We start from the raw sequence: 12,183 nt of genomic DNA, 5'->3' as shown, positions 1-12,183 counted from the left end.
GATGGGAAGGACCCATGTCAGCCACCCTCACGATCGACGGCATCTCGAAACGCTACGGCGACGTCGTCGCACTCGACAACCTGAGTTTCGAAGTGCGTCCAGGCGAGATCTTCGGATTCGTCGGCAGCAACGGCGCCGGCAAGACGACCACGATGCGCATTGCGCTGGGTGTGCTCGGAGCAGATTCGGGAGAAGTTCGCCTCGGCGGCAAACCCGTCGACCTCGACGTGCGTCGCACTATCGGATACATGCCGGAGGAACGCGGCCTCTACCCCAAGATGAAGGTGGGAGCGCAACTTTCCTATCTGGCCGAGCTACACGGACTCTCGAAGGCCGACGCGCACGCGGCCACTGAGCGGTGGACCGAACGTCTGGGCATCGCCGAACGCGTCAAGGACACCGTCGATTCCCTGTCCCTCGGTAATCAGCAACGTGTGCAGCTCGCGGCGGCGCTGGTTCACGACCCATCGGTACTTGTTCTGGACGAACCGTTTTCGGGCCTTGACCCCGTAGCGGTCGATGTCATGAGTGACGTGTTGGTCGAGAAGGCTCGCACCGGTGTTCCCGTAATCTTCTCCAGCCATCAGCTGGATCTGGTGGAGCGCTTGTGCGATCGCGTGGGCATCATCAGCCGCGGCAGCATGCGAGAGATCGGAACCGTCGACGAGCTACGAGGCAAGGGTGACGGCCGAATCGAAGTCTTCGCCCCTGACGCGCCGGTCGGTTGGGCACACCATCTGATCGGTGTCACCACACTGAGCCACCTCGACGGCCGAACGCTCCTGAGCGTCGACGGCACGGCCGACGATCAGCAGATCCTGCACGCAGCATTGAAAACCGGACCGGTGCACGAGTTCACGCTACGACGTCCGTCACTGACCGATCTGTTCCGAGAGGTAGTAGCCGCATGAGCAACCAGTTGAGCGGAGGTCGAGCCATCGGGTTGGTCGCCCGACGCGAATTCATGACGCAGATCTCGAAGAAGAGTTTTGTGATCAGCAACGTCATCATTCTGGTCGCGATCATCGGCGGCATCATCGCCTTCTCGCTCTTCTCCGGCGGCGACGAGGACAAGTCGAAGATCGGCTTGGTCGGCAACCAATCACTCAGTGCCACGATGGTGTCCATCGGCGACACCCTCGGAAATCCGGTGACGGTAACGGAGGTTTCCGACGACGGCACCGCGCGTGATCAAGTCAAGGACGGCGACCTCGACGTGGCCGTGATCGCTGGATCGGGCGGCGGCGTCACTGTCGTGACCAAGAAGGAAGTAGCCACGAATCTGCGGGCCGTCATCGAGAGTTCCGTTGCACAGCAGGCACAATCGAATGCGCTTTCCGCTGCGGGGATCGACCCGGCTCAGCTCGCCGAAGCCACGTCCACCGCAGTGGTCACCATCGATGCCATCGATCCCCCGGATCCCGAACAGGGCCAACGTATAGCGATGTCGATCGCTGCTGTGGTGCTCCTGTACATGCAGATCCTGCTGTTCGGAACGTACGTGGCGATGGGCGTCGTCGAGGAGAAGTCCAGCCGTGTCGTCGAGTTGCTGCTCTCCACTCTCCGTCCACTGCAGTTGTTGTGGGGCAAGGTTCTCGGAATCGGTGCTGTCGGCTTGATGCAGATGGCCGCTTACGCTGTCGCGGGCGTCGCCACCGGACTGGCGACGGGCGTCCTGACCGTGACGGGCACCGCAATCGGCGTTCTGTTCGGCACACTGGGGTGGTTCATTCTGGGCTTCCTCTTCTTCGCCGTGCTGTACGCCGCGGCCGGGTCCATGGTCTCGCGACAGGAGGACGTCAACGCCACCGCGATGCCTCTCGCGCTGCTCGTCATGGCAATGGTCAGCGTGGCTTTCGTTTCGGTGAGCAATCCAGAAGGAACCCTGAGCAACGTGTTGAGTTGGATTCCGCCGTTCTCGGCAATCCTCATGCCCCTGCGCATTTCCGCCGGTGTTGCTTCTCCGTTCCAGATCGTGGGAACGATTCTGCTGATGCTGGTCGTGACTGCTGCGCTGTCGATGATCGCGGCAAAGATCTACCAGCGCTCCATCCTTCGCATCGGCAAGGTCGTTTCGTGGAAAGAGGCGTTCGGACGCTGATTTATCCGGCGCACAACTGACGCCACACGATCACGGCAGCACCCCGCCCAGGTAGGTTCATCCTGGACGGGGTGCTGCTTACTTGGAGGACGTTGTGCGAATCTCGGCCGAAGAACTACTCACTGCGGTACTCGATCCCGAGAGCTTCGTCTCCTGGGACTCCCCGCCCGTCGACGTCGGACCTGGCGCGAAATACGCGGAAGACCTGGCGAAGGCCCGCGAGAAGAGCGGAGTTGACGAGTCCGTCGTCACCGGTGTCGGTACCGTTCGGGGACGTCGGGTCGCGGTAATTGCCTGTGAATTCAGCTTTCTCGCCGGTTCCATCGGAGTCGCTGCGGCCGAGCGGATCGTGACCGCCGTCGAACGTGCTACGGCAGAACAACTCCCGCTGCTGGCCTCGCCAACCTCCGGCGGAACGCGGATGCAGGAGGGCACCGTGGCGTTCGTTCAGATGGTGAAGATCGCTGCGGCAGTGGCTGTTCACAAAGCGGCACACCTGCCCTACCTGGTTTACCTGCGCAATCCCACCACCGGCGGGGTCTTTGCCTCGTGGGGATCCCTCGGCCACATCACCGTCGCGGAACCCGGTGCTCTGGTGGGATTCCTCGGACCCCGTGTCTACGAATCCCTGTACGGCGAAAAGTTTCCCGACGGTATCCAGACGTCCGAAAACTTGTATCGCAACGGCGTTATCGACGGCGTCGTCCCCGTCGACCGCCTCCGTCTGCTGGTCAACCGAGCGTTGTGCGTGCTCACCGATCCCCCGTCCCCGGCGGCCACGGACCCGATTCCCTCACCCGAGATTCCCGATGTTCCCGCCTGGCAGTCGGTGATGCTCTCGCGCCGGGCCGATCGACCCGGCATCCGGCAGTTGCTCCGCCATGCCGCAACTGAACAGGTACCGCTCAGCGGCACCGGGCAGGGTGAAACCGACAAGACGATCTTGCTCTCGCTCGCCCGCTTCCGGGGCTTTCCGTGCATCCTGCTCGGCCAGGACCGCAGTGGCCAATCCGCGCTCACCACGATGGGACCGGCCGCGCTCAGGGAAGCGCGACGGGGCATGAAACTTGCCGAAGAACTACAACTCCCGCTTGTCCTAGTGATCGACACATTGGGCGCGTCGCTGTCCAAAGAAGCTGAAGAACGTGGACTGGCCCCTGAGATCGCCCGTTGCATCGCCGACCTCGTGACGCTGAAGACCCCGACAGTGTCGGTGTTGCTCGGCCAGGGAACAGGCGGTGGGGCTCTCGCGCTGCTGCCCGCCGATCGGGTACTCGCGGCACAGAACGGGTGGCTCGCTCCCCTGCCACCGGAAGGCGCAAGCGCGATCGTCCATCGCGACATCAGTCACGCACCGGAGATGGCGGCAGCGCAGGGCATTCGTTCGTTGGATCTGCTTCGAGACGGCGTGGTCGACGCGATCATTCCCGAAACGCCTGACGCGGCCGATGAACCCGTGGAATTCTCCAAGAGGGTAGGGGCTGCGATAGCGCACGAACTCTTCGTGCTCGCCGAAGAGTCGGACACCGATCGCCAGTCCTCCCGTATCGCGCGCTATCGAAACCTGGGAGTTCCGCAATGACGACGAAGGACCGGAATGCGCTGACGCTGCCGCACAGTTACGACCGCGCGGCACTCGCTCGTTTCGAATTGTTCCTGTTCGCGGGCATCGCCACCGTGCTGATCACCCGCGCTTATCTGGCGGCAACGGGCTATCCCCAGATCGGGGGCGGCGCCCTCCACATCGCACACGTTCTCTGGGGCGGATTGCTGATGGCCGTCGCCATCGTGGCGACCGCCATCACCGAAGGTTCTCGCACGCGTGACCTGGCCACGCTCGTCGGCGGAATCGGGTTCGGTCTCTTCATTGACGAGGTCGGAAAATTCGTCACCGCCGACGTCGATTACTTCTACCAGCCTGCCATCGCGATCATGTACGTCGTCTTCGTTCTCTTCTATCTTGCCGCGCGCGAGGTGGTGATTCGGCGCGGAATGAATGATCGTCATCGGCTCGCCATCGGGGCGCGAGCGCTCTCGGACCTCGCTCTCGGTCAGCTCGACGAGATCCAGTACAACCACGCCCTCCGCGTACTCGACGGCGTCGAAGACCGCAGCCTCACCGACCTCGTCGATTCGATCAAGGCCGGCCTGCATTCACAGACTCCGCCGACCGGCGGTATCGAATCGAAGATCACTCGTGGCCGCAACGCGTTCTTCCACCGTGCTGAGGAACTGCTCCGGCACCGGGTCGTCCGCCGACTGGTTCTGACCCTGTTCGTACTGCAGGCTCTTCTGGCGATTGTCCAGGTGATCTACGCGTTGGTTTCCGAGAACGTCGTCGAGGCCGACGACGTCTCCGACCTGGTGGTCCAGATCTCCACCGTCACAACCGGAGTTCTTGTGGTTCTGGGAGTGTGGTTCCTCTTCCGAGGTCCGTACCTGCGAGCATTAAGGCTCCTGCGTGCATCCCTCATCGTGAGCCTCCTGGTGACGCAGGTTTATCTGTTCACGCAGGACCAGTTCGGCGCGCTTTTCGGTTTCGCAGTGTCACTGTTCATGCTCGCGACACTTCGCATCGCGATTCGAAGCGAAGAGGCCGCCGCGGCTCTACCGCAGTAATCCCCTACCGCAGCGATTCTCTACCGCACTGAGATCGCCGGCCGACTCGGTAGATCGCGGATTCCGCGGAGGGGGCTGAAGAGCAAGACCAATCCGCACGGCGCGATCAGGCAGGCCATGATCCACATCGTCCCGCGCGGTCCCACTGCGTCGCCGAGGTAGCCTGCCGTCAGAGCACCGAGCGGAATGCTGCTGTGCAGCAGGAACATACTCGTTGCCACCACTCGTCCGAGGCGGTCCGGCGGACAGTAACTTTGACGGAAACTGCCGAGCACCACGTTGCACGACACGACGCCCGCAACCATCACCATGCCGCCGATGCAGAACCAGAACAGGCCGGCACCGTACGTCGTCAGAGGTGCTAACAGGATGAACGGTCCCGTCACCAACTGACAGATGAGAACGCTTCGGGCAGTGCCGAATCTGCGGCCGAGCGGGCGCGCGATCATCGATCCGACAATTCCGCCCACCCCGGCAATCGCCAGGAGAAGCCCGAGTCCGAACTCCCCCACGCCAACCGTCTTTTCCAGGAACACGATCTGGATCGTGGAGTACCCGGTGAGACCGAAATTGAGCAGAGTGCCGTAGACGACGATCGACCGCAGATACGGATCACCGGCGACGAATCGCAGTCCGAGCGCAATCTGCCGTCGCAACGGTTCTCGCTGATTCTGTCCGCGATGGACGGTCTCCTGCACACGAATCAGCCAGATGCATACGAAGCAGAAGGCGAACGTGAACGCGTCGACAACCAGACCGGCCGCGAGCCCGACAGTTGCAACCACCAGCCCACCGACGCTTGGGCCGATCACCCGAGTTGCGGCCTCGGCGCCCTGAATCTTCGAGTTCCCTTCGACAAGATCCGCTTCGGCGAGCACCGTGGGGAGATACGAGTGATAGGCCGCCTGGAAGAAGACGGTGGCTGTACCGGTGAGCAGCGCGACCAGGAGCAGGTGGCCGTATGTCATCGCCTCCAGGAAGCCGGCGATCGCGAGGCTCGCGAAGAACAGCGCGCACGCAGCGTTCGCGATCATCATGATCGGGCGCCGAGGCAGCCGGTCGATCCAGGCACCGGCTGGTAGTCCGACGATCAACCACGGCAACCACACTGCTGATGCCAGCACACCGATCTGGAAGCTACTCGCGTCCAGTTCGCGAAGCGCGATCAGCGGCAGTACGACGGTCGTGACACCGTTTCCGATACCGCTGACTGCGTCGCCGGTCCACAGAAGTCGGAAGTCACGCAGAGCGAGGACTCCCCAGAAGCCTGCGCGTTGCGCTGCACCTGTCACATCGATCCCCCCTTTCAGTCCCTGCCCTATCCCACCCCTGCGCGCCACTGGCCGACGGGACAGGCCCGCCCGGCGCAAAGGGACGGTACCCCCACCGCTACTGAGGCGCACCGCACTGACGGTGACCTAAGGTGTTTCAGGTCACCGGTAAGCGAAGTTCACGAGAGGACACACGTCGATGAGCTCTTCCGAGCAGGCGTCCCACACCACGTATGCCGACGCATATCGCGAGAGCATGGATCAGCCGGAGAAGTTCTGGCTCGACGCTGCGCGGGCCGTCGACTGGGATGTCGCGCCCACCAAGGCTCTCGACGACTCTGCCGCGCCGATCTATCGCTGGTTCCCGGATGCTTCGCTCAACACCAGCTTCAATGCCCTCGATCGGCACGTCCGCGACGGCCGCGGCGATCAGACCGCGTTGATCTTCGACTCCGCGATGGTCCCCACCAAGGCCACGTACACCTACGCCGAATTGCTCGAGCAGGTCTCACTCTTCGCCGGCGTCTTGAAAGATCAGGGTGTGGTGGCGGGCGACCGCGTGATCATCTACATGCCGATGATCCCCGAGGCTGCGATCGCGATGCTCGCGTGTTCGCGAATCGGCGCGGTGCATTCGGTGGTGTTCGGCGGCTTTGCGGCCAAGGAGCTCGCAACCCGTATCGACGACGCCGGTCCAGTGGTGCTCGTGACGGCGTCCGGCGGCCTCGAACCCGGACGAACAATCGAGTACCTGCCGATGGTCGAGAAGGCTCTGCAACTGTCCGCCACTCCCGCGCACACCGTGATCGTGAAGAATCGCGAGCAGATTCCCGGTGCAGCTTCCGACTACAAGTCAAGTGCCGCAGCCTGGTTCGACTGGGACGAGCTGATCGCCGACGCCACCCCGGCCGACCCGGTGTCGGTCGCCGCGACGGATCCGCTCTACATTCTCTACACCTCGGGAACGACCGGTAAGCCCAAGGGCGTCGTCCGGGACAACGGTGGCCATGCCGTTGCGCTGACGTGGACCATGAAGAATCTGTACGACATCAGCCCAGGACAGGTGTGGTGGACCGCCTCCGACGTCGGCTGGGTGGTCGGCCACTCCTACATCGTCTACGGACCGTTGCTCGCCGGAGCCACGACGGTCATGTACGAAGGCAAGCCCGTCGGCACCCCCGACGCCGGTGCGTTCTGGCGCATCATTTCCGAATACAACGTGTCGGCACTCTTCACCGCTCCGACAGCGATCCGCGCGGTCCGCAAGGCCGACCCGGACGCAAAAGAGCTTGCCAAGTACGACATCTCGTCGCTCGACACACTGTTCGCGGCCGGCGAGCGCTTGGATCCCGACACCTACGAGTGGGCTACTCGGATTCTCGATCGCCCGGTGGTCGATCACTGGTGGCAGACCGAAACCGGTTGGGCCATCTGCGCGAACCTGCGCGGCCTCGAACCGATGGAGATCAAAGCAGGCTCACCCACCGTCGCCTGCCCCGGATACCGCGTCGAAATCGTCGACGGCAAGGGCGAACTCGTGGGTCCGGGCACCGAGGGCAACATCGTGATCGGCCTGCCGCTTCCTCCCGGAACACTCGCCGGACTGTGGCGTGACGAGGACCGGTACGTGAAGTCCTACCTGTCGACTTTCGAAGGCTATTACCTCACCGGCGACTCCGGGTACATCGACGAGGACAACTACGTCTTCGTGCTCGGACGAAGTGACGACGTGATCAATGTTGCCGGACATCGCCTTTCGACCGGAAGCATGGAGGCCGTCGTCGCCGGCCACCCGGCTGTCGCCGAATGCGCGGTCATCGGCATTCACGACGAACTCAAGGGGCAACGGCCGAGCGGTTATGTCGTGCTCAAGTCCGGCGTCGACATCGATCCCGAAACACTCCGACAAGAACTGGTCGCGCGGGTGCGAGACCAGATCGGTGCCGTCGCCACGTTCCGGGACGTCACCGTCGTCGCCGCACTACCGAAGACTCGTTCCGGCAAGATCCTCCGCAAGACCATGCGGCAGATCGCCGACAACGAGGAGTACACGGTCCCGTCGACCATCGAGGACGCGAGCGTATTGGACGAGTTGTCCAAACTCCTTCGCGGATAAGGATTCAGCGAATTCCCCTGCCCCTCTGCCTCCGGACGTAGCAGTATGAACACGTTCCAGTTTCGGCGATTCACACGGACAGGGGAAGTTCGATGGGCAATTTGGACGGTCAGGTCGCATTCATCACCGGAGCGGCGCGTGGTCAAGGGCGCGCGCATGCCGTCAAGCTCGCGTCCGAGGGCGCGGACATCATCGCGGTGGATCTCTGCGCGCCGGTCGCAACGGCGGGGTACGACATGGCCACCGAAGCCGACCTCGCCCAGACCGTCGCCCTGGTCGAAGCTCAGGGCCGGCGTATCGTCGCATCCGTCGCGGACACTCGCGACCTCGATGCCCTGAAATCAGCGGTCGACGCCGGAGTCGAGAAACTCGGCCGACTGGACATCGTGATCGCCAACGCGGGAATCGCGGCGTCGGCGAAATTGTCCTGGGACCTGAGCGCCGAAGAGTTCCGCGAGCTGATGGACATCAACGTCACCGGCGTCTGGTTGACGACCAAGGTGTCGATTCCGCACATCATGAACGGCAATCGAGGTGGATCCATTGTGTTGATCAGCTCGATGGCCGGGCTTCGAGGCGTGCCGGGGATTGCACATTACTCCGCGTCCAAGCACGCCGTTCGGGGGTTGGCGAAGTCTCTGGCCAACGAACTCGGCTGGGCAGACATCCGAGTCAACTCCGTACACCCGGGCAATGTGCGAACGACGATGATCGACAACGAACCGATGGTTCGTGCGTTCCGTCCAGACTTGGAGAATCCTGTCCTCGCCGATACCGCTCCGATCATGTCGAAGCTGAATCTGCTGCCCCACCCGTGGGTCGACCCCGAAGTGATTGCGGATGCGGTGTTCTATCTGGTGGGGCCGGCCGGGCGCGGGATCACCGGCATCGCGTTGCCGATCGATCTCGGCACCTCGGAAAAATTCGCCGGCGGCTGAAGGCCCGAACTGATGCAGAATTGCCTCTGCCGGATGGGTCTCGAGCACCATCCGGCAGAGGCAATTCCGGCTTGATCAAGCCTTCGTAGCAACAGAACAAGTAGTCGACAACCTCATAGGCGCTCCTCGTCTGGTGTGGGAAAAACCGTTGTGGGATGCGCAACAAACCCAAGACCCAGCGTAGAAGCATTTGGCCGCAAACGCGCGTCATTCGGCACTATTTTTTTGGATTCGGGCATACTGGGCAACGCTCCCACCACGTATTATTGACCCGAGTTCACACTTACAGGGGGTAGGCACAGTGACGGTCAAATACGCCGTAATGGACCCGATTCACGGAAAAGTCGAGATCTCGTTCGATGTCGACACGGGGGTCGTCGACGTCCGAAACGGCAACTCACACGCTCTGTTGACGCGTCGAGTCGATGCCCCGCGCCGTGAAGGCACACCCATCGGAACGCGCGCCGCCGCCGACTTGTTCTTCACTGTCGGTGGCGACGAAGTCGAACTCACTGTCGGCAAAGGGTTTCTGTCCCGTCGCTCGTACTCTGTCTCGGCACTCGTCGACGGCGTGAGTTTGAACTTCGCCCCAGTCAACTACGCGAACAGTGCATTCACCCGCGACGGATTGCGGATCGGGCACTTCTCCAAGAACGAGGAATCCGATCCCAGACAGACCGACGCAGTCTGGTCGAGCACGCCGAGCACCGACGAACTTGTCATCGGTTACGCCCTGGCCGAAGCCTTCGATTGCGGAGCACTCAACGGGGCTTTTGCGTTGATCGAATCACTGGTGCTCGGCGGCGGATAGAGACCACTCAAAGCAGGTGGATTACCAGCAGAACAACGGCAATAGCTGGGAAAAGCATCTGTACGACGGCTGCGCGGGCTTTGTCGGGAGACGAGAGAATCAGCACCAATCCCGCGGCAACCATCGATCCTGTGCCTGCCAGTACGAGGGCAATTCCGACCGACGCGGAGCCGGTCGCCGCAATCACGATGCCGACCGCCGACACGATCGCCAAGAAAAGATTGTAAAAGCCCTGGTTGAAGGCGAGCGGCTGCGTGGCGATCGCCTCTTCCTCGGACTTCACGCCGAACGTGGCGCGGGTCTTCGGGGCCGTCCAGAGAATCGATTCGAGGACAAAAATGTACACGTGCACTGCTGCGGCCAGTCCCGCAAAGATGTAGCCGGCGACGTTCATCGGTGAACTCCTGTTGCTTCGAGTGAATTCTGTATCGTTCGGTCCAATATATACTGGACCGAACGATACAGAAAGAGCGAGGCTTTGATGGGCAGATCACAAGAATTCGACACAACAGCCGTGGTCGCTGCCGCTTTGGACGTTTTCTGGGCACGCGGATACGAAGGTGCCTCACTCGGCGACCTCGAATCCGCGACGGGGCTGAGTCGGTCAAGCCTCTACAACTCGTTCACCAACAAGCGCGGATTGTTCGACGCCGCCGTGCAGATGTACCTCGACCATGTCATCCGGCCACGTCTGCGCAGCCTCACGACAAATCCCGGGGCAGACGCAGTCGACGACTACCTTTCCTCGCTTGCGCAAGCAATCGGCACCATGACCGCCGACTCGCCTCGGCGCGGTTGCCTACTTCTCAATACGGCTGCCGGACTCGGCGCGCACGACGATGCGGCGGCCGCAGTGATCCGCGCGTACCGCCGAGAACTCGCCGACGCGATCAACAGTGGATTACACGCCGCGTTTCCAACCGAGACAGACGCCACGCTCTCAGATCGCACTCGAATCCTTCTCTCCTGCACGGTAAGTGCATTGGTACTCGCACGAGTTGACACCGAAGAGGCCATCGCAACTCTGGAATCTGCGCGCCGACTGAACGCAGAGTGGCAGGGATAATGACCGGAAAGCTCACGCCATTGCCCGCCATCAGGCGGGTAGGCGATGATGCTTCACGTGCCCAAGTTGACCACGCCCGCTATCGCCGCTGGATATCTCCGGGGAATGGACCAACCCTCGATCCACGTCGGGACTTTCGCGATTCTCCGACCCTGGACCCGCGACGACGCACCGGCCGTCATGGAAGCCTTTCGCGATCCGTCGATTCAGCGTTGGCACATCCGCCGCGCCGACTCGATCGACGAAGCACGGGGTTGGCTCACCCAGTGGAGAGACGGGTGGGCAAGCGAATCCGAATGCCATTGGGCGATCGCCGCTCCCGAGACAAATGAACTCCTCGGTCGAATCGCAGCAAAGGGGGTGAATTTGTGGGACGGCACTGCCGAGCTCGCGTATTGGGTGACCCCAGCGGCGCGCGGCCGCGGACTGTGCACCCAGGCTGTAACCGCACTGTCCGAGTGGGCATTCCGCGAAGCGGGTTTTCATCGACTGGAACTCGAGCACTCGATCCACAACCCACGATCGTGCCGAGTCGCCACCAAAGCAGGGTTCAGCGAAGAAGGTGTTCGACGAAGCTCCGCCAGGCACGCCGACGGCTGGCACGACATGCACGTCCACGCCCGACTACGTAGCGATCAGCCTTCGGCAACGACTCGCGCCGCGAGGGCAAGCGTCTGATCCACCAATTCCGCAACTCGCTGCGGCACGACCGGTTCGAGGTCGAACAGAATTCGGTAGATGATCGGCGCCACTACATGGTCGACCACCGAATCACCATCCACGCCGGCAGCTTCCGGCCAACGCGCGAGGATCACGTCGATCTGCGTCCGACAGAAGAAGGCACACTTGAACTTCTTCGTACCGTCCGGTGCATGCGTCTGATCGTCGCTCATCAACACGTCACGCAACGAAGCACGACCGACAGGCGCAGACATCTCCTCGAGGTACTCCTGCGCCCAAATCGTCAGATCCCCTCGGAGCGAGCCCGTTTCACGCGGGTCGGCGTCCGGGCGCAATCTCTCGATCGAGACGTCGGCAAAGACTTCGTTGATGTCACCCCACCGCCGATAGATGGTCGACGGGGTCACTCCCGCATCGGTCGCGATCATCGGCACCGTGATCTCGGCTCGATCACGCTGTTCCAACAACTTGCGCGCCGACGCATGCACGGCCTGTTGGATGCGCGCACTACGGCCACCGGGGCGCGGACCTGCGGACGGACTCATAAATCCAATACTAACGCAAAGATGTTGCATTAGGC

General features: G+C 62.3%; 12 protein-coding genes. 9 read left to right on the top strand and 3 right to left on the bottom strand.

The features are described 5' to 3' along the window. Positions 1-14: 14 nt before the first annotated feature. From ABIE52_RS29410 to ABIE52_RS29395, 4 genes are all read left to right on the top strand, one after another. Positions 15-911: an ABC transporter ATP-binding protein gene (locus ABIE52_RS29410; RefSeq protein ID WP_003939757.1), complete on the top strand. Its 897-nt coding sequence runs from the start codon at positions 15-17 to the stop codon at positions 909-911. Continuing rightward, on the top strand, positions 908-2,101 hold the full coding sequence (locus ABIE52_RS29405) for an ABC transporter permease (protein WP_007733417.1): 1,194 nt from the start codon (positions 908-910) through the stop codon (positions 2,099-2,101). Before ABIE52_RS29410 ends, ABIE52_RS29405 begins: the two co-directional genes overlap by 4 nt. Before the next feature lie 94 nt (positions 2,102-2,195). After that, entirely contained in the window at positions 2,196-3,683 is a 1,488-nt protein-coding gene (locus tag ABIE52_RS29400) for an acetyl-coenzyme A carboxylase carboxyl transferase subunits beta/alpha (RefSeq protein ID WP_064443861.1), read from the top strand. Next, positions 3,680-4,720, top strand: a complete 1,041-nt coding sequence (locus tag ABIE52_RS29395) for a hypothetical protein (RefSeq protein WP_047270909.1) — start codon at positions 3,680-3,682, stop codon at positions 4,718-4,720. Before ABIE52_RS29400 ends, ABIE52_RS29395 begins: the two co-directional genes overlap by 4 nt. Before the next feature lie 20 nt (positions 4,721-4,740). Here the strand turns inward: ABIE52_RS29395 and ABIE52_RS29390 are convergent, their stop codons facing one another. Beyond that, positions 4,741-6,012, bottom strand: a complete 1,272-nt coding sequence (locus ABIE52_RS29390) for an MFS transporter (RefSeq protein WP_064443860.1) — start codon at positions 6,010-6,012, stop codon at positions 4,741-4,743. Between the two features lie 178 nt (positions 6,013-6,190). Between ABIE52_RS29390 and ABIE52_RS29385 the strand changes: the two genes are divergently transcribed. From ABIE52_RS29385 to ABIE52_RS29375, 3 genes are all read left to right on the top strand, one after another. Further along, entirely contained in the window at positions 6,191-8,107 is a 1,917-nt protein-coding gene (locus tag ABIE52_RS29385; RefSeq protein WP_064443859.1) for a propionyl-CoA synthetase, read from the top strand. Between the two features lie 92 nt (positions 8,108-8,199). After that, positions 8,200-9,045, top strand: coding sequence for a mycofactocin-coupled SDR family oxidoreductase (locus tag ABIE52_RS29380; protein WP_020970454.1), 846 nt, complete (start codon positions 8,200-8,202; stop codon positions 9,043-9,045). Positions 9,046-9,346: 301 nt separating this feature from the next. Then, a complete protein-coding gene (locus ABIE52_RS29375) occupies positions 9,347-9,856 on the top strand; it encodes a hypothetical protein (protein ID WP_256519732.1) in 510 nt (169 codons plus the stop codon). Positions 9,857-9,863: 7 nt separating this feature from the next. Here the strand turns inward: ABIE52_RS29375 and ABIE52_RS29370 are convergent, their stop codons facing one another. Next, positions 9,864-10,250, bottom strand: coding sequence for a DUF1304 domain-containing protein (locus ABIE52_RS29370; RefSeq protein ID WP_099698663.1), 387 nt, complete (start codon positions 10,248-10,250; stop codon positions 9,864-9,866). A gap of 87 nt (positions 10,251-10,337) precedes the next feature. Between ABIE52_RS29370 and ABIE52_RS29365 the strand changes: the two genes are divergently transcribed. Together ABIE52_RS29365 and ABIE52_RS29360 are read left to right on the top strand one after the other, a co-directional pair. After that, entirely contained in the window at positions 10,338-10,922 is a 585-nt protein-coding gene (locus tag ABIE52_RS29365; RefSeq protein WP_030535389.1) for a TetR/AcrR family transcriptional regulator, read from the top strand. A 57-nt stretch (positions 10,923-10,979) separates the two neighbouring features. Then, positions 10,980-11,600: a GNAT family N-acetyltransferase gene (locus ABIE52_RS29360; protein WP_042451481.1), complete on the top strand. Its 621-nt coding sequence runs from the start codon at positions 10,980-10,982 to the stop codon at positions 11,598-11,600. Here ABIE52_RS29360 and ABIE52_RS29355 read toward each other — a convergent pair. Then, positions 11,558-12,148 (bottom strand): TetR/AcrR family transcriptional regulator, encoded by a 591-nt coding sequence (locus tag ABIE52_RS29355; RefSeq protein WP_007733425.1) that lies wholly within the window; start codon positions 12,146-12,148, stop codon positions 11,558-11,560. The genes ABIE52_RS29360 and ABIE52_RS29355 overlap by 43 nt on opposite strands. Between the last annotated feature and the right edge of the window lie 35 nt (positions 12,149-12,183).

Source organism: Rhodococcus sp. OAS809 (assembly GCF_040546695.1).
Taxonomy (GTDB): Bacteria; Actinomycetota; Actinomycetes; order Mycobacteriales; family Mycobacteriaceae; genus Rhodococcus_F; species Rhodococcus_F qingshengii.
The sequence above is the reverse complement of the archived record's forward strand: the minus strand, read 5'-3'. Positions and strand labels throughout refer to the sequence as shown.

Coding starts and splice junctions, on each gene's coding strand:
- ABIE52_RS29385 (WP_064443859.1), top strand. CDS start 6,191: ATGAGCTCTTCCGAGCAGGCGTCCCACACCACGTATGCCGACGCATAT.
- ABIE52_RS29405 (WP_007733417.1), top strand. CDS start 908: ATGAGCAACCAGTTGAGCGGAGGTCGAGCCATCGGGTTGGTCGCCCGA.
- ABIE52_RS29380 (WP_020970454.1), top strand. CDS start 8,200: ATGGGCAATTTGGACGGTCAGGTCGCATTCATCACCGGAGCGGCGCGT.
- ABIE52_RS29410 (WP_003939757.1), top strand. CDS start 15: ATGTCAGCCACCCTCACGATCGACGGCATCTCGAAACGCTACGGCGAC.
- ABIE52_RS29370 (WP_099698663.1), bottom strand. CDS start 10,250: ATGAACGTCGCCGGCTACATCTTTGCGGGACTGGCCGCAGCAGTGCAC.
- ABIE52_RS29395 (WP_047270909.1), top strand. CDS start 3,680: ATGACGACGAAGGACCGGAATGCGCTGACGCTGCCGCACAGTTACGAC.
- ABIE52_RS29355 (WP_007733425.1), bottom strand. CDS start 12,148: ATGAGTCCGTCCGCAGGTCCGCGCCCCGGTGGCCGTAGTGCGCGCATC.
- ABIE52_RS29365 (WP_030535389.1), top strand. CDS start 10,338: ATGGGCAGATCACAAGAATTCGACACAACAGCCGTGGTCGCTGCCGCT.